Origin of the sequence: Stenotrophomonas sp. TWI273 (genome assembly GCF_039674765.1) — a bacterium.
Lineage (GTDB): Bacteria > Pseudomonadota > Gammaproteobacteria > Xanthomonadales > Xanthomonadaceae > Stenotrophomonas.
Genome location: NZ_JBDJOA010000005.1, coordinates 1 through 25,667 on the forward strand (window position 1 = coordinate 1; position 25,667 = coordinate 25,667).

Below are 25,667 nucleotides of genomic sequence, written 5' to 3' on the forward strand. Positions count from 1 at the left end.
GTGTTGGTGGGGTGCGTGGCGCGCCGCGGGGGGCCGCCCCCCCCCGGTCGGCTCTACCGCCTGGGGCAGCCGACCAACGGTCGGCTCTACCCGGGTTGACCCTACGTTAGAAGGCGGTTTGTACCGCGACCTCGACGCGCGATCCCGCGTTGCCCGGGAACAGCTGTTTCGCGGCACCGTCGGTGTCATGCCCGGTCACCCGCAGCTCCCACGGCCCGTGCACCCGCCACACCAGGCTGAGCTGGCCGTGCAGGTAATCCTCGGCCTGCGCGCTGTCCAGCCAGTAATGGCCCACCGCGCCCTCGATGCGCCACTGCCCGCCCAGCGGCAGACGCGCGCCGAGCTGCGCATAGGTGCCGCCGTGGCCACCGGCCAACGCGTTGTCGGAGACGCCGACCTGCAGCCACGCGCGTTGCCGCCAGGTCACCGTGCCGTTGAGCTCGGTCCAGTCCAGATCGACGGTGGTCGAGGGATACAGGTAGCGGGTCAGATTGACGTCCACGCTCCAGTCCGGCGTCACCGCGCCGCTCCAGCCGGCGACGAGATCGAATTCGCTGCGCGCGCCGTTGTCCGGGCGGAACGAGACGCCCGAGCCCCACGCCGAGGCATACCAGCCGGTGACCGTACCGAGCTTCACGCCGGCCTGCGCGGCCGGATCGCCGTCGCTCTGGGAGCTGCCGCGCCAGACGTAGTCCGAGGTCAGCGTCGCATTGCCCTCCACCGCGGCCGCGGCCGCACCACTCATGACCAGCCCCACCAGCACCGCGCCGCAGCGCAGGCGCTGTTTCAAAGGTTTACCCACCACGTGCCCTGCTCCAGATGACGGCCGCGCCGTCGAGAGCGACAGTGTCGTCAGGCGGGGCGTAACGCCGCCATGGCGTACCCGGGCGATCGGCGCAACGTTTCTGTAAATCCTGCGTCAGGGTGGTGCCCGGAGGTGCGCGGTATCATGGCCGCTCTGACCTGTTGCGAGTAATGGCGTGGACGCGATCCTGACCCCGGTATCGATTGGCGAGCTGATCGACAAGATCACCATCCTGGAAATCAAGGCCGAACGCATCGCCGATGCGGGCAAGAACGCCAACGTCCGCAAGGAACTCGAGGGCCTGTGGCCGCTGTGGCAGCAGCAGGTAAGCGCCCAGCCGGGGCTGGAGGCGTTGAAGACGCAGCTCAAGGCAATCAACGAGCGCATGTGGGAGATCCAGGATCAGCTGCGCGACAAGGAAGCAGCGCAGGTGTTCGACGATGCCTTCATCCAGCTGGCGCGCGGTGTCTATGGCACCAATGGCGAGCGGGTCAAAGTCAAGAACGAGATCAACCGCATCGCCGGCTCGCAGCTGGTCGAAGAAAAGCAGTACCAGGGCGAGTAAGCCCGCGGGTACGCGCCGGGCTCAGTGCCCGGTCGCGGCCATGAAGCGTTCGCGGTCCTGCTGGGTACGCCGGCGGATTTCGGCCAGCGCTTCATTCTCGGTGGCTTCCAGCATCGATTCGAACAGCCGCTGGAAGTGGTTGCGCATGGCCGACCGCGCCGCTGCCGGGTCGCGTTGGCGCAGTGCATCCAGAATCCGGGTGTGTTCCTCGTCGCGGGTGTCATCGTCGTTGTGGCAGACGTTGGCGTAGACCTGCTTGACCCGCGGCAGCTCGTTGCGCATCCGCCAGATCAGCTGCACGCAGTGCTCCACCACCGGGTTGCCGGCGATCCGCGCGATCGACAGGTGGAACTGACGATCCGCCTCGCTGGCCGCCGCCTCGCCCGAATTCGGGTCGACCATGGCCGCGATCAGGCCGGCCAGGTCCTCCAGTTCGGCATCGGTGATGCGGCTGGCCGCCATCGCGGCGGCCTCGGCCTCGATCACCGCACGTGCCGCGGTCAGGTCGAACGCCGAGACGTCGGGCAGTGCGCCCGGCGCCTGCGACGGCTTGGCCTTCACGTAAACGCCGGAGCCGGTCTTGATGGTGATCAGGCCCTGCGCTTCCAGCGCGATTTCCGCCTCGCGCACCGTCACCCGGCTCACGCCCAGGCGTTCGGCCAGGTCGCGCTCGCCCGGCAGGCGCGAGCCCGGCGGGAATTCACCCTTCTCGATCAGCGCGACGATTTCGGCAGCAATGGACTGGTACAGACGGGGTTCGGACATCATCAAAGGCCTGCTGACAGGTGGCTGGGGACCGACACGCGACCGCGCCTTCAGAGAGCGGCGCGGTCGGAAAAACCGCGCCACTGACCTCAGAAGCGGTAGCGCACCCCCAGATAATACCGCCGCCCGTACGTGGTGTACTCGCGGAAGCTGCCGAGGATGGGCATATCCGACACCCGCGGCTCATCGGTGAGGTTGCTGGCCGACAGCGACAACGACAAGTGCTTGTTCACTTTGTAGGTGGCGCGGAAGTCCAGCGAGCCATTGTCCCGCACATAGCGGTTCTGCGACGGGTCGCCGACAAACTGCTGGTAATAGTCGGAGCGGTACTTGTAGATCGCCTGCAGATCGAGCTTGCCCAGGCCCCAGTACACCTGTGCCGACGCCACATGCTTGGACAACCCGAAGATATTGGCCGGCTCGACGATACCCGGGGTCACCACGCCGGTCGAGGGGTCGGTGGACTCGCCCAGGCGCAGGTCTTCGGTCTTGAAGTTGGAATCGGCGTAGTTGTAGCTGGCCTTCACACCCAGTCCGGAGAAGATCCCCGGCAGGTAGGAGAAACTGTGCGAGGCGGTGAACTCCACGCCGAACAGATCGCTCTTCTGGTCGCTGGTGGCCAACTGCTCCACCGGCACGGTCACGCTCTGGCCGTCGATATCGAACGATTCGTTGACGATCACCGGCATCGAGCCGCCGTTGAACTGCTTGTAGTACAGCGCACCGGACAACATGGTGTCTTCGTTGGCATACCACTCCAGCGAGAGGTCGCCGTTCCACGACATCAACGGCTTGGCGCGCGGGTTGCCGGTGGCGGTGATGCTGCGCAGCGCATCGCCCACGCTGTTGAACTCGGTATCCACCTCGCCCAGGTTGAAGGTGCGGCCAAAGCCTTCAGCGGCCAGGTCCGGACGCGACATCGCCCGATACGCGCCCACGCGCAGCAGCAGGTCCGGGCGCAGTTCGAAGGCCGCGTTGAAGCTGGGCAGCCATTCGGTATTGCTGGACTTGAGCACCTGCGAGGTGTAATCGCCGGTGGGCTCCAGGGTCACGGTGCCGTCGGGATTGTTGATCACATCCAGGCCGCTGCGCAGCCCGACCGAGCGCACCTCGGTGCGCACACCCCGCACGCCGATGTTGCCGGTCACCGGCAGGCCGAACCATTCGGCGCTGTAATCGCCCATCAGGTACAGCGCGCTGGTTTTCTCGGCGACATCGTTGTTGGCCGGGTTGCGCAGGTCCGCGCTCAGCCCGGTGTCGTCCACGCCGGTGAAGGCCTTGAACAGGCAGCGGCTGTCGAAGCTGGCCCACTGGTCGATGGTGTTGCCACTGGCGTTGGCCAGGAAATCGTCCTGCGGGAACGCCTGGCGGCAGGCCAGGTTGGCAGCGCGGATCGCGGCGACATTGGTGGTGGTGACATCCACTGTGTCGGTGTAATCGGTGTAGGTCGCCTCGGAGCGGCGCAGGCCCCCCTTGATCGCGGTGAAGAAGCCGCTTTCCGGGGTGAACGTGGCATCGAAGCGGCCGGCACGGATGGTGTGCTCGCGGTGCTGCTGACGTCGACGCACCAGCGCCGAATCGGTGAAGTTGTCCGGGTTGTTCACATCGAACGCCGGATCCAGGTAAATGCTCGGCACATCACCGCTGTAGTCATAGGTGTAATCGACGTAGCGGGTGTTCTTGATGCCGCCGACCGGCCTGCCGTTGACGTCGGTGCGGCCGGCACGCAGGCGGGTGCTGCGTTCGATCTGATCGCGCTCGGTGTTGGAGTAGGACAGATCGGTGGACAGCGTCCACGCCGGGCTCGGCCGGAAGATCACGTTGAGCCCGCCGCCGGTGTATTCCTCCTGGCGCTCCAGGAAATTGCCGGTGGAATCGACCGTGGTGCTGCCGGTGTGGTGCAGCAGCGCGCCATCGTCGGTGACGACGCGGTTGTTGAGGTTGCGCATCATCGAGGACAGCGACAGATCCGAGCGGTCTTCGGTGTAATCGCGCTTGGAGTGCTGGTAATCCAGGTTCACTTCCACCGTATCGCTGGGCCGCCACTGGAGTGCGGCGAACTGCGAATCGCGCTTGTCGTGCTCGATGAACTGGCGGTAGATGCGGCTGCTGGGCACCAGGTAATACGGCACGCCGTTGGCGACCTGGTTGCCGTTGACCTGGGTGCAGTTGCGCGTTGCGCCAACCACTTCACGGCCATCGCAGGCCACCCAGGTGGAGCTGCTGGAGAACATCTCTTCCGGGTTGCTGCCTTCCAGCGCCTGCACGCCGATGGAGACACCGAGCTTGCCGGCGTTGCCCATGTCGAACTGGTCGATGTAGCTGGCGGTACCGCGCCAGCCGACGCCGTCCTTGTCCTTCAGACGGTCATCGTAGTCCTGCCAGGTGCCCCGGCCATCGAGCTGGAACGTGCGCTTGCCGTACTCCAGTGGTTTGACCGTCTCCATGTTGATCGTGCCCGCCACGCCACCTTCGACGAAGTCGGCGCGCTGGGTCTTGTAGATCGCCACAGTGTTGATCAGCTCGGACGGGAACTGGTTGAAGTTCACCGAGCGGTCGCCACTGCCGTTGGTGGCCTCGCGGCCATTGAAGGTGGACGAACCGAGGAACGGGCCCAGGCCACGGATCGAGATTTCCGACGCACCGCCCTTTTCGCGGTGGGTGGAGGCACCAGTGATCGTTTCGATCGCTTCACCGATCGACAGCGCCGGCAGATCACCGATGTCGTCGGCGGCCAGCACATCGGAGACCACGGTCTCCTCGCGCTTCTTGTCGATCGAGGTCTGGATGGTGCCGCGGATGCCGGTCACCTGGACCTGATCCAGCGTGGTGGCTTGCCCCGGCGGCGAGGCCGGTGCATCGGCGTCCTGTGCGTGGGCCAGCGGCAGGGCCGCGGTGGCACACAGGGCATAGAACAGCGCGCTGTGCAGCGCGGTGCGGCGGAGGCCTCGTGGTGAGGCCGTACGGCGGTCATGCAACATCGTGATCTCCCTCCCAGGATGGATCGTCCGATTACACGGATTCGATCCGGAAGATTCACGACTGATGAACCAATGTCAATGAATTGGTACTAAAGTCTACCCCGCACCACCGTCCAGACCACTTTGCATGGAATTAATGTGCGGACGCAGCAGAAAAATGCGCAAACCACATACCACATGCGCCTAAAGTGGTATGCGATTGTGGTTGACGTCCGCGCACGGCAACCTGTTAGGATCGTGGCTCGCGTCAGTCGCCACGGTTCATCTGGGAGGGTAAGCCCGTGACTTTGCAACACTCGCATGCGCCGTTGGCGCGGCGTCCCATGGCCAAGGCCTTGCTGTTGAGCCTGTCCCTGGCGGCATTCCCTGCCGTGGCGGCCGATTATCTGGTGCGCGACGCTGCTGCCTATGCCACCGCCGTACGCGCCCTCGCCCCCGGCGATACGGTGATCCTGGCGGACGGCGTCTGGCGCGACGTGGACCTGCTTTTCCGGGGAACCGGCAAAATTGGTCAACCAATTAAGTTGACGGCGCAGACCCCCGGCAAGGTGATTCTCAGCGGCCAGTCCCAGCTGCGTCTGGCCGGTGAGCACCTGGAGGTCTCCAACCTCGTCTTCCGCGATGGTTGGGCACCGGGTGGCGAAGTGGTGTCATTTCGGCGGTCAGCCAGTGAGTGGGCCAACCACAGCCGGGTGACCGGGATCGTGATCGACCGCTACAACAAGCCGGATCGCCAGCAGTCCGATCACTGGGTGGCGCTGTACGGCCAGCACAACCGCTTCGACCACAACCAGCTGGTCGGCAAGACCAATGCGGGCACCACCCTGGTGGTGGTGCGCAACGCCACCAGCGGCCTGGACAACCAGCACCGCATCGACCACAACTGGTTCGGCCCGCGCCCCAACCTCGGTTCCAACGGCGGCGAGACGATGCGCATCGGCACCAGCCACGATTCGCAGTCCGATTCGCGCACCGTGGTGGAGAACAACTGGTTCGAGCAGTGCGATGGCGAGGTGGAGATCGTCTCCAACAAGTCCGGCGGCAACACTTACCGCGGCAACGTCTTCCAGGACTCGCGCGGCTCACTGGTGCTGCGTCACGGCCATGGCAACCGGGTCGAACGCAATGTGTTCCTCGGCCATGGCAAGGCGCATACCGGCGGCGTGCGCGTGATCAACCGCAACCAGACGGTGCGCGACAACTACTTCGAAGGCATTGCCGGCGACAACTTCGCCGCGGCCTTGAGCATGATGGCCGGTACCCACAACGCGCCGTTGAACCGCTACGAGCAGATCGATCACGCGGTGATCGAACGCAACAGCTTCATCCAGGTCGGCACGCTGTTGCTGGGCGCGGGGCTGGATGAGGAGCGCAACGCGATGCCAGTGAACAGCCGCATCGCCGGCAACCTGTTCATCGGCGATGGACACCGCGAGCTGCTGCGCACGCAGGGCGATCTCTCCGGCATCAGCTTCGCGGGCAATGTGCAGAGCCCTGCCGCGTCTGCCGGCTTTCCTGGTGGTGTCAGCGGCCAGACCCTGACCCTGCAGCGCGCGGCCAACGGCCTGCTCTACCCCACCGCCGCCATCGATGCCGGTGCCCCGCGCGATCTGACCCCGATTGCCCGCGACCAGGTCGGCGTGGACTGGTACCCCAAGACGCTGCCGACCACCGCCTTGGACAGCGGCGCGGTGCGCAGGGTCGCACCGGGCGAGGACACCCTCACCGCCGCCGTGGCCGCCAGCGCCCCGGGCGACCGGCTGCAGCTGCAGCGCGGCCGCTACACCGTGAGCCAGGTGCTGGCGGTGGACCATCCGCTCAGCGTGGTCGGCCCCGCACGTGGCCAGGCCAGCGTGCAGTTCTCGCGGCCGAGCCTGTTCGAGATCGGCGCGCGCGGTTCGTTGCGCCTGGCGCGGCTGGATATCGACGGCGCGCTCGCCCCGGATGCCGCCGGCAATGCGGTGATTCGCGTGCCGCCGGGCAGCCAGGCCTTCAACTACACGCTGCGCATCGAGGACAGCCGCGTACACGGGCTGACCGCCAACAAGGCCTTCGATGTGATCGCCACCGGCAAGGGCAGCCTGGCCGCGCGGATCGCACTGACCCACGTCACGGTGGAGGACATCACCGGCAGTGTGATCGCCGCGGCCGCCGAGACCGATGACCTGGGCACCTACAACGCCGAGCAGGTGGATCTGCTGGACTCCACGTTCCGCCGCATCGGCGGGCCGGTGGTGAACCTGTATCGCGGCGGCACCGACGAAAGCACCTTCGGTCCGGCGCTGCAGGTGCACGGCAACCAGTTCGAGCAGGCAGGGGTGGCCGATGACACCAGCCTGCGCCTGCATGGCGTGCAGTTCGCCAGCATCCGCGACAACCGCTTCGACCGCAGCGGCCGCATCCGTTTCAGCCATCGCGTCGGGGAACCGACCCTGCGCATGGGCGACAACCCGCTGACGGCCACCGCGCCGTTGCTGTCCGATACCCCTGTTGAGGCCCTGCCATGAATCACGTCCCGCCCCTGATGCTGCTGCTCGCCGCCACGCTTGGCGGGGCCGCGTTGCCCGCTGCGCAGGCCGCACCCGCCGCCCGGCAGGCGCCCGCGGCATCCGCCACCGCACCGGTGCTGGTCACCGCCGCGCAGTGGACGCAGATGCGTGCCGAGGGTGCGCGCTCGCCACTGTTCGCCAAGGAACAGCAGCGTGCCGAACAGCGCGTGCGCGCGATGATGAAGGCCGGCATCGACGTGCCGGTGCCCAAGGACAAGGGCGGCGGTTACACGCACGAACAGCACAAGCGCAATTACCAGGCCATCCAGGCCGCCGGCGCGCTGTATCGGCTGACCGGCGACAAGGCCTATGCCACCTTCGCCCGCGACCTGCTGCTGGGCTACGCCAAGCTCTACCCGGGCCTGGGCGCGCACCCGCAGGGCCGCGGCCAGATTCCCGGCCGGCTGTTCTGGCAGACCCTCAACGATTCGGTGTGGCTGGTCAGCGCGGCGCAGGGCTACGACGCGATCCGCGACACGCTCAGTGACGCCGACCGCAAGACGATCGACGACAACGTGTTCCGCGCGATGGCCGACTTCCTGTCCGGCACGCCGGAGAACTTCGACAAGATCCACAACCACGCCACCTGGGCGGTCGCTGCGGTGGGCATGACCGGCTACGTGCTGCGCGACACCAACTACGTCGACAAGGCCCTGCAGGGCAGCAAACGCGATGGCAGCGCCGGCTTCCTGAAACAGGTTGATCAGCTGTTCTCGCCGGACGGGTATTACGAAGAAGGCCCGTACTACCAGCGCTATGCGCTGGCCCCGTTCATCCTGTTCGCCAACGCCATCGAGCGCAACGAACCGCAACGCGGCATCTTCAAGCGCCGCGACGGCGTGCTGCTCAAGGCAGTCGATGCGCTGGTGCAGAGCAGCTACGGCGGCTACTTCTTCCCGATCAACGACGCCATTCTCGACAAGGGCCTGGACACCGAGGAACTGGTGGCCGGCATCGATATCGCCTACGCGCAGACCGGTGATGCACGCCTGCTGTCCGTCGCCAAAACACAGAAGCGCGTGCTGCTCTCGCCCGAAGGCCTGCAGGTGGCCCAGGCGCTGGCGGATAACAAGGCCAAGCCGTTTGCCTTCGTACCGACCCTGCTGCGCGATGGCCCGGACGGCACCGAAGGCGCACTGGCGATCCTGCGCATGGGGGGCGAGAACGGCCAGGCGCTGGTGATGAAGAACACCAAGCAGGGCATGGGCCACGGCCACTTCGACAAGCTCAACTGGTTGTTCTACGACAACGGCCAGCGCGTGGTCACCGATTACGGCGCGGCGCGCTTCCTCAACATCGAGGCGAAGGCCGGTGGCATCTACCTGCCGGAGAACAGCAGCTGGGCCCGGCAGACCATCGCGCACAACACGCTGGTGGTGAACGAACAGAGCCACTTCGGCGGCGACTGGAAGAAGGGCCAGCCACTGGCACCGACGCCGCTGCTGTTCGCGGTCAGTGACGATACCCAGATCGCTTCGTCACGGATGGAGGGTGCCTACGACGGGGTCAGCTTCACCCGTACCCAGGCGCTGCTCTCGCACCCCTCGCTGGGCGAGCCGGTGGTACTGGATCTGCTGCGCGTCACCGGCAGCAAGGCCGCGCGCTATGACCTGCCGCTGCACTTCAACGGTCACATCATGGACGTGGGCTTCAAGAGCCAGTCCGCGCTCGCCGCACGTCCGGTGCTGGGCAAGGCCAACGGTTACCAGCATGTGTGGATCGATGCGGCCAGCGAGCCGACCCGCGACGCACGCAGCCTGACCTGGCTGCTGGACGGCCGCTTCTATACCTACCGTTTCGCCAGCACCGCGCCCTCACGTGCGTTGATCGGCGAGAGCGGCGCGAATGATCCCTCGTTCAACCTGCGCCGTGAGCCAATGCTGCTGCAGCGGGTGGATGGCCAGGCCGCCACCACGTTCTACGGCGTGCTCGAACCCCATGGCCAGTACGACGGCACCGCCGAAACCGTGCGCGGCGCCAACAGCCGCATCGACCGCCTCACCCACTACCGCGGCAAGGATGCAGACGTGCTGGTGCTCGACCTGGCTGGCGGCAAGCAGCTCGCCGTGGGCATCGCCGATGACCCGGCCAAGGGCGGATCGCATGAAGTGAGCGGCGGCGGACACAGCTGGCGCTGGGACGGTGGCTGGAAGCGCTTCGATACCGGCACCCGTACCGGCAAGGACGGCAAATGAAGGTCACCACGCAGGCCCGCACCTATGTCCGTTGGCTGATTGTGGCGCTGATCGCCATTGCCACGGTGATCAACTACATCGACCGCAACGCGTTGGCCGTGATGTGGCCGCAGATCTCCAAGGACGTCGGCGCGACGAAGGAAGACTACGCGCTGCTGGTCACGGTCTTCATGCTGTTCTATGCCGCCGGCCAGTTCGTGTTCGGCCGCCTGTTCGACATCATCGGCACGCGGCTGGGCTTTGCGCTGTCGATCGCGGTGTGGTCGATCTCGATCGCGCTGCACTCGGTCACCCATTCCATCCTGTCCTTCAGCATCGTGCGCGCCATGCTCGGCATCAGCGAAGCCGGCGCGTGGCCGGGCGCGGTCAAGGCCAATGCCGAGTGGTTCCCGGCGCGTGAGCGGGCGCTGGCGCAGGGCGTGTTCAATGCGGGTGCGTCGATCGGCGCGATCGTGTCGGCACCGCTGATCGCCGTGCTGTTCCTGTGGCTGGGCTGGCGCGGCACCTTCATCCTGATCGGTGCGATCGGCTTCATCTGGCTGCTGCCCTGGCTGATCATCTACCGCGCCGGCCCGGACAAGCACCCGTGGGTGAGCGCCGCCGAGCGCGCGTTGATCCTGGATGCGCCCACCGAACAACCGGCCGTGCCGGTCCCCGAGTACGTGCCCAGCATGCGCCAGCTGCTGGGCCATCGGCAGACCTGGGGCATCCTGATCTCGCGGTTCTTCCTGGACCCGATCTGGTGGCTGTTCGTGTCCTGGCTGCCGCTCTACCTGGCCGACACCTTCGGCTTCGACATCAAGCAGATCGGCATCTTCGCCTGGGTGCCGTATGTCGGCGCGATGATCGGCAGCCTCGGCGGCGGCTGGTTGTCTGGGCGCCTGATCGGCGCGGGCTGGAGCGTGGACAAGGCCCGCAAGGTGGTGATCACCCTGGGCGGCGCGATCATGGCCCCGGCGCTGCTGGGCGCGGTGCTGGCCACCGATCCGGTCTGGGCCGTGGTGACCATCGCCTTCGTGCTGTTCGGCTTCCAGATCGCCATCGGCAACATCCAGACCCTGCCCGGCGATATCTTCAGCGGCAAATCGGTCGGCTCGGTCGCCGGCCTGGGCGGCATGGCCGCGGTGGCCGGCACGCTGATCACCACGTGGCTGGTGCCGGCGATGACCCACGAATCCTATGCACCCATTTTCATCCTGGTGGCGGCCCTGGTGCCGGCCTCCCTGCTGGCGCTGTGGCTGGTCACCGGTCGCGTGGAAAAAATCCACGGCCCGGTCGAGCGCCGCTGAGCCCTCTTCTTCCCTTTCCCCCCAACGCATCACAGGAGTGTTTCATGACCCAATTCAAGGACAAGGTGGCCATCGTCACCGGTGGCGGCCGTGACATCGGCCGCGAGATCTCGCTCAAGCTGGCCTCGGCCGGTGCCAAGGTCTGCATCAACTACGCCAACGATGAGGCCAGCGCGCAGGAGACCCTCAAACAGGTCGAAGCCGCCGGCGGCACGGCGATCGTGCATCGCGCCGATGTCACCGATGCCAAGGCCGTGGCCGCGATGGTCGCTGCGACCCAGGCTGCGTTCGGCCCGCAGATCGATGTGCTGGTGAACGTCGCCGGTGGCATGGTCCAGCGCCGTCCGCTGGCCGAGATCGACGAGGCGTTCTTCCACAAGGTGATGGACCTCAACATGAGCTCGGTCTACCTGACCACGCATGCGGTGGTGCCGCACATGCCCGAAGGCGGCGCGATCGTGAACTTCGCCTCGCAGGCCGGGCGCGATGGCGGTGGACCGGGCGCGGCGATCTACGCCACGGCCAAGGCTGCAGTGATGACCTTCACCCGCGCCATGGCCAAGGAACTGGGCCCGCGCGGCATCCGCGTCAACGCGCTGTGCTGCGGCATGATCGCCACCCGCTTCCATGATGAATTCACCAAGCCGGAAGTGCGCACCGCGGTGGCCGGCAATACGCCGCTGCGCCGCCAGGGCCGACCGCAGGAAGCCGCCGATACCGCGGTGTACCTGGCCTCGGATGCAGCCGGTTTCATCACCGGTGCCAACGTCGACGTCAATGGCGGCACCTACTTCTCCTGATTGACCCGCTGACCGCCTGGGAGGGCCGCCATGCTGCGCTGGATCACTGCATTCTCTCTTGCACTTGCCACCAGCGCCGCGGCGCTGCCCGCCCAGGCCCAGGTCTGGGTGCCGGCCTGGACCGCCTCGCCGGCGCCGGACCGTCTTGATGGCACCCCCGAGGCCCCGGTGCAGTTCGCGAACCAGACCGTGCGCCAGGACATGCGCCTGGGCAGCTCGGCCCGCGCCCTGCGCTTCCGCATCAGCAATGAACTCGGCCAGGCCCCGCTGCATATCGGCGGGGCCTCGGCCCACCTCACCGGCACCGCCACGGCGGCCAGGCCGGTCACCTTCAATGGGCGTGGCGAGATCGTGGTGCCGGTTGGCGCTGCGCTGCTCAGCGACCCGGTCGCGATCACCGCGCCGGCGCTGGCCGACGTCTCGCTCACCGTGTATTTCCCCGATGCCACACGGCCGGCCGTGCGGCGTACCGCGCTGCGCATCGCCGATGGCCGCGCAGCCACTGTGGGCGACGCGGTCAAGCTCGCCTACCGCCAGAATGTGGTCTCCGCCGTGCTCGCCGAACGCGCCAGCAAGCCGGTGGTGGTGGTCGCCCTGGGCGACTCGATCACCGAAGGCGCCACTGCCACCCGCGGCAGCAACGGCGACTGGCCCGCACTGCTGTCCGCCCGTCTGCAGCAGGCGTGCCCGGACCAGGTGGTGGTGGTCAACGCCGGCATCAGCGGCAACAAGGTGATGGATCACGGCCGCAGCCACAGCGCGCTGGCGCGGCTGGACCGCGACGTGATCGCACTGCCGAACGTGGACCGCGTGATCCTGTTCGAAGGCATCAACGACATCCGCCACGACGGCGGCACCCCACCCGTGGCCGGCCGCAACGCCGAGGACATGGTGCTGGGCTACCGGCAGATCGCCGAACGCCTGCACAGCAACGGCATCCGCCCGATTGCCGCCACGATCACGCCGTTCGGTGGTTCGGACCGCTACGAGCCGATCGCGGCCGCCACCCGCACCACGCTCAACGCCTGGATGCGCGGCGGCCGCAGCGGCTTCGATGGCCTGATCGACTTCGACCAGATCCTGCGCGATCCGTCCCACCCGGAGAACCTGCCCGAGGACATCACCCGTGACCACCTGCATCCCAACGACGAGGGCTACCGGCGCATGGCCGAGGGCATCGATCTGGCCCTGCTCGGGTGCCCGGCGCGATGAGTGCCCAGACCTTCCAGGTTGCGGCCGACAACGGCCAGCGCTGGGACGCGCTGGCACTGGGGGAGGTGATGCTGCGCTTCGATCCCGGCGAAGGCCGGATCCGCAGCGCGAGCCAGTTCACCGTGTGGGAGGGCGGTGGCGAGTACAACGTCGCCCGCGGCCTGTGCAGCACCTTCGCCCATCGCACCGGGGTCCTCACCGCCCTGCCGCGCAACGAGCTGGGTCTGCTGGCCCAGCAGCTGATCCAGGCCGGCGGGGTGGATGCCAGCCAGATCGTGTGGCGCGACTACGATGGCATCGGCCGCAACACCCGGATGGGCCTGAACTTCACCGAGCGCGGCTTCGGGGTGCGTGCGCCGCTGGGTATGTCCGATCGCGCGTACTCGGCGGCCTCGCAGCTGCAGCCGGCGGCGTTCGACTGGGATGCGCTGTTCGGGCAGCACGGCGTGCGTTGGCTGCACACCGGTGGGATCTTCGCCGCGCTGTCCGAGCACAGCGCGCAGACCGCGATCACCGCGGTGCGGGCCGCACGCCGGCACGGCGTGGCGGTCTCTTACGATCTCAACTACCGCGCCAGCCTCTGGAACAGCCATCCCGACCCGGATGCCGCGCGTCACGCCAACTGCGCCATCGCGGCCGAGTGCGACCTGTTGATCGGCGATGAGTATTCGTTCGCCGCATGCCTGGGCATGGACCTGAGCGATCTCGGTCGCCGCCACACACCGATGGATGTCGGTCCGGCCGAGGCGGCCGCCGTGCGCGCGATGACGCAGTTCCCGGCGCTGCAGGCGGTGGCGTTCACGCTGCGCGACGCCGCCAACGCCGCCCGCCACGGCTGGGCCGGTGCGCTGCGCACCCGGTCGCAACTGTATGTCTCCGCCGCACGCGAAGTAGACCTGCTCGACCGTGTCGGCGGTGGCGACGCCTTCGTGGCCGGCGTGGTGCATGCCCTGCTCAGCGGTAAGGGCGAGCAGGCAGCGGTGGAGCTGGGCGCCGCGCATGGCGCGCTGGCGATGTCCACGGCGGGCGACTGCGCTGTCACCAGCCTGGCTGAAGTGGAGGCCGTGGCGCGCGGCGATGGGGCCGCCGCACGACGCTGAGCGCCCTGCGCGCGAGGACTCAGTGCGCGATCGAGAGGTGTTCCAGGGCCTTGCGCGTGGAGAGCGTCAGCGGCGCGGGCAGTGCATCCGCGGTGAACCACCCCAGCCCGAGCAGTGCCTCGGGCTCCTGAACGGACGCGATCGTGGTGTCCTGCGCCCGCACCAGATACACCGGGGCGACCCAGTGCTGGCCAAGCGCCGGCTCGAAATGATCGACCACGCACAACAGACGCTCCACCGTCACCTGAAGTGCGGTTTCTTCCTCCACCTCACGGATCACCGCGTGTTCGACGGTTTCCATCCAATCGACCTTGCCCCCCGGCAACCCCCAATGCCCCTGCTCAGGCGGACGCCCGCGCTGGACCAGCAGGATCGCGCCGTCGGCGCGCTGGATGACGGCACCACAGCCGAGGCGAGGCTGCTGCAGATCGGTGGATGGGGACATCGGGCATCTCCATGGAAGTGACTCATTATCTCTCGGGCCCCGTGCCTGGATAGCGCCCACGAAAAAGGCCCGGCGATGCCGGGCCTTTCCTGCCACGCCGATCAGGCACGTGGCGATGCGGTCACGCTGGAATTACCAGCTGAAGCGCGGGCCGACCGACCATTCCTTGTCACCGTGGCGATCCATCTTGATGTCGCCGTTGATGCCCCAGTTCTGGTTCAACTTCACCTGGCCACCCAGGCGGCCGTAGAACTGGCCATCCGGATTGACGCCGTGCTTCTTGCTGTAATCCTCGTAGCCGGCCATGGCATAGACTTCGGCGTGCTGGCCGAACGCGGTACGGATACCGGCTTCAGCGCTGTAGCCGTTGAAGTCCAGGCCTTCCTTCGGGTCGAACTTGTTGTAGGCAACGCGGCCCACGAAGTCGGTGCTGTTGCCGATTTCCTGGTTGTAGCCGACGCCGACGCGCCACTGGTCAACCTTGAAGTTGCCGATGTCGGTCTTCTGCTGGTTGTACTCACCGAAGGCGTGGAAGTTCGGCAGGAAGGCATAGGAACCCTTCACGCCCCAACCATCGGCCTTGCCGCCATCTGCGTCGGTCTTGACGTAGTCGGCTTCAGCGTAGTTGTAGGACAGGCCTTCAGCCGCCGAAGCGGTGAACGGGAGGGCGGCGGCCAGGGCCAGAGCAATCAACGAAGTCTTCATGGGGGTACACCTTTATGTCTTGGACTACTTGCACCCGGCATGGAGGCCGGACTGCATCGGGAATGTAAATTCTCCGTTATTCGACACAACCCGCCCTGAAGTTGACCGCGTCCACAAAAGTGAATTTTGGGGCGGCGTTCAGACGCGCTCTGGCATACGCGCGTGGCTTTTTTCAGGCGATGACGGCGTGAGTGCGGCCTGGCGGGATGATCACGCGGAGCCGTCAGGCAGGGGGGAGTCGCGGCGGGCAAGCCGGAAAGGATTCTGGTCACGACGGTGCCCTTTCGGGGCGTCACGCGCTGGGGAAGCCGCTCTTGGGGAGTTATCGGCTAACGCGTCCATCCTCCTGGATGCACCGAGGTCCGTGCCGTGGGGCGTTGGACCGCAGGGCGCCGTGGGGCGTCCTGCCCGGCAACCCCATCATGTGCTGAATACGTCAGCGCGCCTATCAGGATGTTCCGCACAATGACTCAGAGTTTTCTGACCTTTGTCCCGAAGGCGGCCGAAAATGTCCGATTGAATGCTGAATCTGTTCACCTCGTGTCCTGCCTGGACACATTCACCGGCCGCAAAGGCCACCGCGCGCAGTGTCGAGGTTCCTTCCCCCGGTTCGTCGTATGTCATGAAGGCGCCCATCCCGGCGCGTCATCTGGAGCACTGCCATGGCCTATATCGATGGTTTTGTACTTGCCGTGCCGAACGCGAACAAAGCGAAATTCCTGGAACACGCCCACATGGGCGATGCGATCTGCATCGAGCATGGCGCGCTGCGCGTGGTGGAGTGCTGGGGCGACGATGTCCCGCATGGCAAGCAGACCGACTTCCATCGTGCGGTGGCGGCCAAGGACGATGAGGCCGTGTTGTTCTCCTGGATCGAATGGCCGGACAAGGCCACGCGCGATGCCGGCATGCAGAAGATGATGGAGGATCCACGGATGAACCCGGAGAACAATCCGATGCCGTTCGACGGCAAGCGGATGATCTACGGCGGCTTCGTGCCGGTGGTGGAACTGAAGCAGTGAGCGGGGGCCAGGAGGGGCACGGCCGTTGCGGCAGCGCCGCTTGAGTGCGCGCTGGGGCACCGGCATGCTCGGTGCTTCAGGCTGACAGGGAGCACGCGCCATGATGACGATGCTGCCTGCCAGGCGACCGTCATCAGGGAGCGAGACGCATGGCCGCAGCACGTTCGGGAATGTTTCACTTTCTGCTCTTTCTGGGGCTGGCGGTCACCGCGACCGCCAGCCCGTCGGCCCACGCCGACGCGCCGGGCCTGATGCAGTACCAGCGCGCCGAACGTGTGCTCGACCAGCGGCTGCGCGGCAAGGTCCGCAATGCCACCGTCGCGCCGCGCTGGCTGGAGGACGGCCGCTTCTGGTATGCGCGCCAGGAGCACGATGGCCGCACCCGCTACCTGCTGGTCGATCCGGCGGCCTCCACGCGCACGGCGCTGTTTGACCAGGACGTCATGCAGGCGGCACTGCAGGTTGCCGGGGTCGCCGATCCAGGCGCGGTGATGCAGCAGGTGGACCGCGTCGCCCTTAGCGGCGATGGAGTGCGGATCACGCTGCGCGTGGACCCACAGCGGGTGGTGATGTGCACGCTGCCGATGCCGTGCGAGATGCACGCGTTACCGGTCGCCGACCCGCGCGACCTGCCTGCGCCGGACGGTCGGCACAGCGTGCGGGTCGAGCAGGACAACCTCTGGCTGCGGCGCGGTACCGACGGTGAACGACGGGCGCTCACCGTGGATGGCGAGCCCTCGTACGGCTATGGGGTACTGCCCGATTTTGCATTGCGCGGTATTCCGCGGCGGGAAGGCCGTATGCAGATGCCGCCGTTCGCGGTCACCTGGTCGCCGGACAGCCAGCGCCTGTTCGGCGTGCGCTACGACGAACGTCAGGTCCTGCCCTATCCCTACCTGGCGACCGCGCCGATCACCGGGTTCCGCCCGGTCGTGCATGAAGTGCGCCTGGGCCTGCTGGGCGACGCCGAGCAGGTCCGCGATACCTGGTTCGTCACCGAGGTGGAGGGCGGCACACGCAGCATCGCCGTTCCCGAGGGCTGGCACACGTTGACCGAAGCCGGCGTGCTGGGCTGGTCGGCCGATGCCGGCAAGGTCTATACGGCGATCGTGCGCTATGCCCCCCCCGCACGGCTGCGCCTGGTCGAGGTGGATGTCCGCACCGGCAGCGTGCGTACCGTGCGGGAAGAGCGCAGCGATACCCGCGTGCAGCTCAGCAGCTATCCCTACAACCGGCCGGCGGTGCACGTCCTGCAGCACGACGATGGCATCGTCTGGTTCTCGCAGCGCGATGGCTGGGGCCATCTGTACCTGGTCGATCGCCGTGATGGACGTGTCGTGCGTCAGCTGACCAAGGGCGCATGGCTGGTGCGCGATGTGGTCGGCGTCGATGAGGTGCGTCGCCAGGTGCTGTTCACCGCCGGCGGGCGCGAGCCGGGCGATCCCTATCAGCGGCGCCTGTACCGCGTGTCGCTGGACGGTGGCGCCCCGGTCCTGCTCACACCGGAGGCAGCCGATCATGCGATCGATGGCGGAACCGGCGTGCTCATGGGCGGGCGGCCCTCCCACCTGCTGTCGCCCTCCGCGGCTTACGTGGTCGACAGCTACTCGCGGGTGGACCAGGTGCCGGTCAGCGTGCTGCGCGCCACCAGCGATGGCCGTGCCGTACTGGAACTGGAACGCGCCGACGCCCACGCGGTGCAGGCCGCCGGCTGGACGCCCCCGCAACGGGTGAGCGTCCTCGCCGCCGATGGCCACACCGAACTGCAGGCCACGGTCTATCTGCCGCCCGGCTACCGCGAGGACGGACGTCATCCGGTCATCGATGCGATGTACGGCGGACCGCACATCACCAATGCGCCGGTCGGTTTCGTCGAGGCCACCGCGACGATGAATCCGGTCGCGCGCGCCAGCCTGGCCCAGCTCGGCTTCGTGGTGGTGAGCATCGATGCACGCGGCACGCCCGGACGCTCCAAGGCCTTCCACGATGCCAGCTTCCTGACCGCAGCCGATCTGCAGCTGGATGATCACGTCGCAGCGATCGGGGACCTGGCCAAACGCTATCGGGGCATGGACCTGACACGGGTCGGCATCTACGGGCATTCCTTCGGCGGCTACAGCGCGGCGCGTGCCCTGCTGCGCCATCCGGCGTTCTACAAGGTCGGGGTGGCTTCGGCCGGCAGCCACAGCTTCCAGGGCATGTACGGTGGCGCGATCCACGGCATGGACCGCCTGGTCGGCGGCCAGCCGGTCTATGCCGACGGTACCGCGGTGCGCCCACAACCGGATGCGGTGCCCGCGCTGTTCCAGCCGCTGGCCAACGATGCCCTGGCCGACCGCCTGCAGGGCCGGCTGATGCTGGTCTACGGCGACCTGGACGAGAACGCGATGCCGGCCCTGACCCTGCAGCTGGCGCGCGCCCTCACGCTGGCCAACAAGGACTACGATCTGCTGTACCTGCCTAACCAGGACCACGAACTGTTCCGCAACGATGATTACTACATGCGCCGGATGTGGGATTACTTCGTCACCCATCTGATGGGTGCGACGCCGCCACCGTACCGGATCGGGGCGGCGGCTTTGCCATGAGGTGATGCGGGCCGCTCAGCGGTGGGTATCGGTATCGTCCGGCCCGCCCCCCATGGCACCACCGCCCATTCCTCCCATTCCTCCCATACCACCGCCACCGCCGCCTTTACCGCCACCCTTGTCACCCGCATCGCCCTTGCCCTTCGCACCGGCCGAAGGTCGTGCCGGACCCTGGCGCGGGATGGCAACCGTGGTTGGAATCGGATCCAGGTCCAGTGCCTGACGGATGAAGTCGCGCAGCGACACCACCAGGTCGGCCGTAGGAACGACGCGGCCCTGGGCCATCTCGTTGGCGGCGTGCGCAGCCAGGCGCACCTGCTCATCCGTGCCCAGCAGCACGATGTCCGACAGGGCCGCTTCCACTGCATCACGGATCCGACGCGCACGCTCGCCACCGCTCTCGGCCTCCGCCGGCAGATGCAGCGCATCGCCTTCTTCGCTCCCCTCGGGCAGCGCGCGGAAATCGCGGCGATGGCGTGGATCGACATCGAGCGTGCCGGTGAACGATCCGCCGAGGACTTTGTAAGCCGCGATCAGCGTGCGCAGACGCTCGTTGATCTGGCGATTCTCACGCTCGCGGCGCTGCTGCATGGTCTGCATGACCAGCAGCCGGATGCCGACACCGATCAGGGTGATGACCGCCAGGCCGACCAGGGTCGAGAGCATGGCCTGCCAGGAGCTGAAATCGAGTCCGCGCATTGCGTCTTCCCGTGAACGTCTGCCGATCAGGTTAGCAAGGGACGCAGGGAGGTGATGGTGATGGCAGGGTCCGGGAGCCTGATCGCACAGTGACGCGATGCGCTCGACCGGGGATGCCGAAATGACCGGGAACGGGCAAATGACCGCGGGCGGACACAGGCCCACCCCACCATGCCGCTCCCGCCCTCAGGCAGGAGCAGCACGTTGCGACGCCTTACTTGCGGGCGCGCTTGGCCGGTGCCTTGCGGGCAACCGGCTTGGCGGCGGCACGCTTGGCGGGCGCAGCCTTGCGGGCCGGGGCCTTCTTGGCCACAGCCTTCTTGGCGGTAGCGACCTTCTTGCCGACGGTCTTCTTGGCGGCCGCGGTCTTCTTGGTCACGGCCTTCTTGGCGGTGGCGACCTTCTTGCCAACCGACTTGCGGGCGACGGCGGTCTTCTTGCCGGCCACCTTCTTGGCGGTCGCGGTCTTCCTGGTCACGGTCTTCTTGGCGGTCGCCGACTTCTTGGCAACGGCCTTCTTGGCCGCGGCGACCTTCTTGCCGACGGTCTTCTTGGCGACGGCGGTCTTCTTGCCAGCCACCTTCTTGACCGCTGCGGTCTTCTTGGTCACGGCCTTCTTGGCGGTCGCCGACTTCCTGGCAACAGCGGTCTTGGCAGCGGCGACCTTCTTGCCGACGGTCTTCTTGGCGGCAGCGGTCTTCTTGGTCACGGCCTTCTTGGCAGTCGCGGTCTTCTTGGCGACAGCCTTCTTGGCGGTGGCGACCTTCTTGGTCACGGTCTTCTTGGCAGCGGCGGCCTTCTTGGTCACGGCCTTCTTGGCGGTCGTGGCCTTCTTGCCGGCAGCCTTGGTGGTCTTGGTCACGGCCTTTTCAGCGGCGGCCTTCTTCTTGGCGACCTGCTTCTTGATGGCGGTGGCTTCAGCCTTGGCGTTCTTCTTGGCCGCTTCCAGCTTCTGCTTGGCGGTGGCCAGGGTCTTGCCGACCGACTTGGCCGCCTTGTCAGCCTTCTTGGCGACGGTCTTCTCGACCTTGGTCACGGCCTTCTTGACCTTGGCGACCTGGGTGGTGGCAGCCTTGCGTGCGCGCTTGGCGGTCTTCTTCACCGAAGCCACTGCATCCTCCGCAACGTGTGCGATGGTCTCGCCGACGTTGGTGGCGGTTTCTTTTGCATCTTCGACGGTCTGCGAGAGAACCGTGGTCACACCATTACCGTTGCTCATTGAGTGCCTCCTGAGGGGCCTGGTTAGTCAAATCGCTGGCGATGCTATACCGGCGCGGTCCATCGTGGAACGGTCTTGATGCGATGCTCGTGCCAAGCCGACAGTAGCACCCCCATCGTCGGCAGCAAGCAACGCACCAACCTCTTGCACGAAACCCCTTGAAAACAGCATCGGCGCTCCAGCGCGTGGCGCACGCGATGTGTCTCGATGCGCATGTCGGCTGCATTCAATGCGCCCATGATTGATCGTCGCACTTGATCCATTCCCTGCCCTCGTACCCGGCATTTGCGCTGGTTTCGATGACGCGGATGCGCCCTGCAGGCGCACGACCAGCGTTGCTTTGGACGTCGCCGAGCGCACTGCACCGCCCTGCTTGGCACCTCGCCACCGGCCGATTTCGGCACCGCCATCCGTGCCCAGGCTGCGTCACCGGATGGCCGACGACGCGGCGAATTTCATCCCGGGTTTAGCCGATTGCGGACACACTCATTCAGGTTGAATTACCGTATACGTGTTTTCCCTGCCCCGTCCCCTCCGACACGGAACCGCCGGACCATGCGACCGCTCCCGACCCTGCTCACGCTCGCCCTCGCCGCTGCCTTCGGCGGGTTCACCGCCACGGCCATCAACGCGCACCTGGACAACCGTGCCGAGGCGGCGCCGGCCGCATACACCATCCCGACCACAGCGGCGCTGCCCGCAGCGGTTGCCGGCCAGGCGGTGCCGTCGCTGGCACCGATGCTGGAACGGGTGATGCCGGCCGTGGTCAGCGTCAACACCAAGCAGGTGGTGCGCGTGCGCAACCCCTACTTCAACGACCCGTTCTTCCGCCGCCTGTTCCCCGAAGTGCCGCAGGAACGCATCAACGAATCGCTGGGCTCTGGCGTCATCATCGATGCCGCCGAAGGGCTGGTGTTGACCAACCACCATGTGATCGACAACGCCGACGACGTGCAGGTGACCCTGGCCGACGGGCGGACGGTGAAGGCTGAATTCATCGGCTCCGATGCCGATACCGATGTCGCGTTGATCCGCATTCCGACCGGCAACCTGACCGAGATCAAGCTCGGCGACAGCGCCCAGCTGCGCGTGGGCGACTTCGTGGTGGCGATCGGCAATCCGTTCGGTTTCAGCCAGACGGTCACCTCCGGCATCGTCTCGGCGGTGGGACGCAGCGGCATCCGCGGGCTGGGCTACCAGAACTTCATCCAGACCGATGCCTCGATCAACCCGGGCAATTCCGGCGGTGCGCTGGTCAATCTGCAGGGTCAGCTGGTCGGCATCAATACCGCCAGCTTCAATCCGCAGGGCAGCATGGCCGGCAACATCGGCCTGGGCCTGGCGATCCCTTCCAACCTGGCGCGCGATGTGGTCGACCAGCTGGTCAAACACGGCGTGGTGGTGCGTGGCACGCTCGGCATCGAGGCGCAGAACCTGACCCAGCAGATCGCGCAGGGCCTGGGCCTGACCGAGACGCGGGGCGCGCTGGTGACCCGCGTGCTGGCCGGGTCCAGTGCCGCGGCCGCCGGGCTCAAGCCGGGCGACGTGGTGGTGTCGGCCAACGGCCAGCGCGTGGACAGCGCGCAGGCGCTGCACAACGTGGAAGGCCTGCAGCCGGTCGGCAGTACGCTGACCCTGGACGTGCGCCGCGAGGGCAAGCCGCTGCAGATCAAGGCCACGCTGAAGGAACAGGCACGCGCGGTCACCGGCGAGTCGCTCGATCCGCGCCTGGGCGGGGCCACCTTCGTCGACCTGCCCGAATCGCTGCGCCAGGCCGGTGTCAGCGGGGTATTGGTCAGTGACGTCAAACGCGGCAGCCGCGCGGCAGCCTCCGGGCTGGCGCAGGGTGACGTGATCACCGCGGCAACGGCAGGTGAGTTTGCCGACCTCGCCAGCTGGCGCGCCAACTTCCAGCAGCGCCCGGCACAGTTGGTCCTCAGGATCATCCGTGGCAATGGCGGCGGCCAGCTGGTGATGCGCTGAACGCGGCGTCAGCCGTAACGTCGCTTACACCCGGCCGATGCTATTACCTTGTGTTCGTTGCCGTCGGATCGTCCGCGGTCACCTTCCCCATCGCATAGCAGGAGATACACGATGAGCCCTACCAATACCGAGAATCTGAAGGAACACCTGGGCGAAGCCGGCTCGCACCTGAAGTCGGCGGCCACCGCTGCCGGCGGTGCGATCAAGGGCGCCACCGGCGCTGCCGGTGATGAGCTGCGCATCGGCAAGGCCAACGTCAAGGCCGAACTGTCCGATACCGCGCTCTCCGGCCTGGCCGCGGCCGAGTTCGGCGGTGCCGCCGCCAAGGAACAGGTTGATGCACTGATGGACAAGGGCAAGGACCTTGTCGACAGCGCCGCTGAACTGATCCGTGAGCGTCCGCTGGCGTCGTTCGGCGTGGCCTTCGCAGCCGGCTGGATCATCGCCAAGCTGGCCCGCAGCGGCGGCGACAAGTAAGCAGCGGCGTGAGCGATCAAGCCCAGTCGAGCGCTGCCGGTGGCGCGGATATCCCGCCACCGGACAGCGGTGAAAAAGCACCGCGCCTGGACGAGAGCATCCGCCAGGTCGGTGAGGCCGGCCGTGAGACCGTCGATTCGGCCAAGCACACCCTGCGCTCCCTGCGACGGTTGGCTTCGGCCGACTTCGCACTGGCGCGCAGCGCATTTGGCCGGGCATTGGCCTGGGCGGGCGTGGCGATCGTGTTCGGCGCGTCGGCCTGGTTGTTGCTGGCCGGCACGCTGATCGCCCTGATGCAGCGCTGGGGCCTGTCCTGGTTCCATTCGCTGTTGATCACCTCGATCGTCAGCCTGCTGGTGACCGGCTACGCGATGTGGCGGGTGTCGTTCTTCTTCCGCCATACCGGCATGCATGCCACCCGCCGCCAGCTGTCGCGGTTGGGGCTGTATGACGAGCCCAGCGAGGAAGATCCCGATGCCGACGTCGATACCACGGGGGTGAAGCGATGAACTTCGAAGCCTTGCGGCAACGCGTCCAGCGCGCCGAGCTGGTGGTGGCGGTGCGGGTCGAGAAGACCCGCAGCAGCTGGTCCACCCTCAGCACCGTCTGGCGGACCGGATGGACGCCGCTGCGCATCATCACCGTGGGTCTGGCCGGCGGTTTCCTGGCCGGCAAGCTGGAGCCCACCGGCCTGGGCGCGAAGGTGCAGGGCGCGCGGTGGCTGCAGATGATCGGCTCGGTCTCCAATCTGGTGGCCAGTACCCAGGCCGCGTTCGCCTCGATGCAGGCCAGCGAAGCGGCCGATACCGCCGAGCAGGCTGCTGACAAGGTGGATGAGGCCACCGATGAGGCGCCGCGTCAGGCGGCTCCGGCTCCGAGGCCTGCGGCCCCGGCAACGCCACGGCTCAACCCGGAACGGCGTGCCGAACCGGCCTCGCCCCATCAGCCGCAACCGGCCGAAGCGGCCACGGACCTGTCCGAACGCTGATCGCAGTGCGGTCGGCAGCAACATCCGAAGGCCCTGCGGCACCCGCCGCGGGGCCTTTCTTCGTCTGCACGTACCCCACACGCCATGCGCACCCGGCTTGCCCAATAATGGCGCTCCTTTCCCGTGTGCGATCCGAATGAGCGTCCCGGTTCCCCCTTCTGCCGAAGCCGTCGTCGCACCGCCTGCGCCGCGCCCGCGCGCGCCGATGTCGCTGGTGATCCTGGCCACCCTGGCGGTGGCCTTTACCCTGTGGGCGGCACAGGACGTGGTGCTGCCGATCCTGCTGGCCATGTTCTTCGCACTGGTCGGCAACCCGATCCTGCGGATGCTGCAGAAGATCTGGATTCCCCGGTTTCTCGGCGCGGTGCTGGTGCTCGGCGTCGGCCTGAGTGGTGCCGCCGCGCTCGGCGTGCAGCTGGTCGGCCCGGCGATGGAATGGGCCCAGGAAGCACCGCAGCAGCTGCGCAAGGTCGCCCGCCAGGTGCAGAACCTGACCAAGCCGGTGCAGCAGGCCAACCAGGCCGCCGAGAACTTCGCGCGCGTCGCCGGTGGCGAAGGCAGCCGCCGCGTGCAGATCGTGCGCACCCAGCTCGATGATCCCTACAAGGTGCTGACCCGCGCGCCACGCCTGGCCGCCTCGGTGCTGGCGGTGGTGCTGTTGACCCTGTTCTTCATGATCTACGGGCAGAACCTGCAGAAGCACGCCATCGCGCTGTTCCCCAGCCGCCAGCAGCAACGTTTCACCACGGACATCCTGCGCTCGATCGAGCGCGAGGTTTCCCGATACGTCCTCACCATCACCGTGATCAACACGCTGGTCGGCCTGGTGTTCTCCGGCATCCTGCTGCTGCTCGGCATCTCGCTGCAGGAGGCGCTGCTATGGGGCACCGTGGCGGCCCTGCTGAACTTCGCGCCCTACGTCGGCCCGCTGATCGGCGTGGCCCTGATGCTGCTGATGGGGTTCGTGGAGTTCAGCGATCCCTTCAAAGCACTGCTGCCCGCGGCCTGCTACCTCGCGCTGCACACCATCGAAGGCCAGGTGGTGACCCCGATCGTACTGGGCCGGCAGATGGCGATCTCGCCGCTGATCCTGATCCTGGCGCTGATGGTGTTCGGCTGGCTGTGGGGCATGGTCGGCCTGCTGCTGGCGGTGCCGTTGCTGGTCTGCATCAAGCTGGTGCTGGCGCGGCTGGATGGCACCCAGGGCTGGGCCAAGCTGCTGGAATAAGCCGTCAAGGCCAAGGGTACGGCTGGCCGCGCGATCCCCGGTGGTGCCAGAA

The 25,667-nt window shown here is 67.0% G+C and carries 21 protein-coding genes; 14 read left to right on the plus strand and 7 right to left on the minus strand.

Translation table 11 applies throughout. From position 1 onward, the window contains the following. Nucleotides 1-106: 106 nt before the first annotated feature. A complete protein-coding gene (locus ABE571_RS08215) occupies nucleotides 107-745 on the minus strand; it encodes a TorF family putative porin (protein ID WP_346493633.1) in 639 nt (212 codons plus the stop codon). Nucleotides 746-980: 235 nt separating this feature from the next. Here ABE571_RS08215 and ABE571_RS08220 point away from each other — a divergent pair, with 235 nt between their 5' ends. Further along, on the plus strand, nucleotides 981-1,370 hold the full coding sequence (locus ABE571_RS08220; RefSeq protein WP_259260470.1) for a DUF6165 family protein: 390 nt from the start codon (nucleotides 981-983) through the stop codon (nucleotides 1,368-1,370). Between the two features lie 21 nt (nucleotides 1,371-1,391). Here ABE571_RS08220 and ABE571_RS08225 read toward each other — a convergent pair whose 3' ends face one another. Further along, the gene (locus tag ABE571_RS08225; protein ID WP_088432357.1) at nucleotides 1,392-2,135 is read right to left on the minus strand and encodes a FadR/GntR family transcriptional regulator; all 744 of its coding nucleotides are present in this window, start codon (nucleotides 2,133-2,135) and stop codon (nucleotides 1,392-1,394) included. 89 nt (nucleotides 2,136-2,224) lie between these two features. Beyond that, on the minus strand, nucleotides 2,225-5,116 hold the full coding sequence (locus ABE571_RS08230) for a TonB-dependent receptor (RefSeq protein WP_346493538.1): 2,892 nt from the start codon (nucleotides 5,114-5,116) through the stop codon (nucleotides 2,225-2,227). Between the two features lie 281 nt (nucleotides 5,117-5,397). On the opposite strand from ABE571_RS08230, the gene ABE571_RS08235 reads away from it, so the two are divergent. The 6 genes from ABE571_RS08235 to ABE571_RS08260 are packed head-to-tail and all read left to right on the plus strand — an operon-like array spanning nucleotide 5,398 to nucleotide 14,261. Then, on the plus strand, nucleotides 5,398-7,623 hold the full coding sequence (locus ABE571_RS08235) for a polysaccharide lyase 6 family protein (protein WP_346493539.1): 2,226 nt from the start codon (nucleotides 5,398-5,400) through the stop codon (nucleotides 7,621-7,623). Further along, a complete protein-coding gene (locus ABE571_RS08240) occupies nucleotides 7,620-9,860 on the plus strand; it encodes an oligoalginate lyase (RefSeq protein WP_346493540.1) in 2,241 nt (746 codons plus the stop codon). The genes ABE571_RS08235 and ABE571_RS08240 overlap by 4 nt, the downstream gene beginning before the upstream one ends. Then, nucleotides 9,857-11,149 carry an MFS transporter gene (locus tag ABE571_RS08245; protein ID WP_313208819.1) on the plus strand — a complete coding sequence of 431 codons (1,293 nt, stop codon included), beginning with the start codon at nucleotides 9,857-9,859 and terminating at the stop codon, nucleotides 11,147-11,149. Before ABE571_RS08240 ends, ABE571_RS08245 begins: the two co-directional genes overlap by 4 nt. Nucleotides 11,150-11,193: 44 nt before the next feature. Further along, nucleotides 11,194-11,949, plus strand: a complete 756-nt coding sequence (locus ABE571_RS08250; protein WP_346464174.1) for a glucose 1-dehydrogenase — start codon at nucleotides 11,194-11,196, stop codon at nucleotides 11,947-11,949. 30 nt (nucleotides 11,950-11,979) lie between these two features. Next, nucleotides 11,980-13,161 carry a GDSL-type esterase/lipase family protein gene (locus ABE571_RS08255; RefSeq protein WP_346466209.1) on the plus strand — a complete coding sequence of 394 codons (1,182 nt, stop codon included), beginning with the start codon at nucleotides 11,980-11,982 and terminating at the stop codon, nucleotides 13,159-13,161. After that, nucleotides 13,158-14,261, plus strand: coding sequence for a sugar kinase (locus tag ABE571_RS08260; protein ID WP_346493541.1), 1,104 nt, complete (start codon nucleotides 13,158-13,160; stop codon nucleotides 14,259-14,261). The genes ABE571_RS08255 and ABE571_RS08260 overlap by 4 nt, the downstream gene beginning before the upstream one ends. 19 nt (nucleotides 14,262-14,280) lie before the next feature. On the opposite strand, the gene ABE571_RS08265 is transcribed toward ABE571_RS08260, so the two are convergent. After that, the gene (locus tag ABE571_RS08265; protein ID WP_313208822.1) at nucleotides 14,281-14,706 is read right to left on the minus strand and encodes an NUDIX domain-containing protein; all 426 of its coding nucleotides are present in this window, start codon (nucleotides 14,704-14,706) and stop codon (nucleotides 14,281-14,283) included. Nucleotides 14,707-14,838: 132 nt separating this feature from the next. Further along, nucleotides 14,839-15,411: an Ax21 family protein gene (locus ABE571_RS08270; protein ID WP_121044142.1), complete on the minus strand. Its 573-nt coding sequence runs from the start codon at nucleotides 15,409-15,411 to the stop codon at nucleotides 14,839-14,841. Between the two features lie 662 nt (nucleotides 15,412-16,073). Here ABE571_RS08270 and ABE571_RS08275 point away from each other — a divergent pair. Both ABE571_RS08275 and ABE571_RS08280 read left to right on the plus strand, forming a co-directional pair. Beyond that, entirely contained in the window at nucleotides 16,074-16,433 is a 360-nt protein-coding gene (locus ABE571_RS08275) for a DUF1428 domain-containing protein (RefSeq protein WP_313208823.1), read from the plus strand. A gap of 170 nt (nucleotides 16,434-16,603) precedes the next feature. After that, nucleotides 16,604-19,021 carry a DPP IV N-terminal domain-containing protein gene (locus ABE571_RS08280; protein ID WP_346493542.1) on the plus strand — a complete coding sequence of 806 codons (2,418 nt, stop codon included), beginning with the start codon at nucleotides 16,604-16,606 and terminating at the stop codon, nucleotides 19,019-19,021. A 15-nt stretch (nucleotides 19,022-19,036) separates the two neighbouring features. Here ABE571_RS08280 and ABE571_RS08285 read toward each other — a convergent pair whose 3' ends face one another. After that, nucleotides 19,037-19,720 carry a hypothetical protein gene (locus ABE571_RS08285; RefSeq protein ID WP_313219924.1) on the minus strand — a complete coding sequence of 228 codons (684 nt, stop codon included), beginning with the start codon at nucleotides 19,718-19,720 and terminating at the stop codon, nucleotides 19,037-19,039. 214 nt (nucleotides 19,721-19,934) lie between these two features. Next, a complete protein-coding gene (locus ABE571_RS08290; RefSeq protein ID WP_346493543.1) occupies nucleotides 19,935-20,939 on the minus strand; it encodes a histone in 1,005 nt (334 codons plus the stop codon). A 555-nt stretch (nucleotides 20,940-21,494) separates the two neighbouring features. On the opposite strand from ABE571_RS08290, the gene ABE571_RS08295 reads away from it, so the two are divergent. The 5 genes from ABE571_RS08295 to ABE571_RS08315 all read left to right on the plus strand — a co-directional run bounded on the left by ABE571_RS08295 (nucleotide 21,495) and on the right by ABE571_RS08315 (nucleotide 25,615). Continuing rightward, nucleotides 21,495-22,922 (plus strand): Do family serine endopeptidase, encoded by a 1,428-nt coding sequence (locus ABE571_RS08295; protein ID WP_313219918.1) that lies wholly within the window; start codon nucleotides 21,495-21,497, stop codon nucleotides 22,920-22,922. 111 nt (nucleotides 22,923-23,033) lie between these two features. Then, the gene (locus ABE571_RS08300) at nucleotides 23,034-23,399 is read left to right on the plus strand and encodes a hypothetical protein (protein ID WP_019185548.1); all 366 of its coding nucleotides are present in this window, start codon (nucleotides 23,034-23,036) and stop codon (nucleotides 23,397-23,399) included. A gap of 8 nt (nucleotides 23,400-23,407) precedes the next feature. After that, complete coding sequence (locus ABE571_RS08305; RefSeq protein ID WP_313208834.1) at nucleotides 23,408-23,908, plus strand: phage holin family protein; 501 nt, start codon at nucleotides 23,408-23,410, stop codon at nucleotides 23,906-23,908. After that, the gene (locus tag ABE571_RS08310) at nucleotides 23,905-24,387 is read left to right on the plus strand and encodes a protein sip-5 (RefSeq protein ID WP_313208835.1); all 483 of its coding nucleotides are present in this window, start codon (nucleotides 23,905-23,907) and stop codon (nucleotides 24,385-24,387) included. Before ABE571_RS08305 ends, ABE571_RS08310 begins: the two co-directional genes overlap by 4 nt. 136 nt (nucleotides 24,388-24,523) lie before the next feature. Then, entirely contained in the window at nucleotides 24,524-25,615 is a 1,092-nt protein-coding gene (locus ABE571_RS08315) for an AI-2E family transporter (protein WP_313208836.1), read from the plus strand. Nucleotides 25,616-25,667 lie beyond the last annotated feature (52 nt).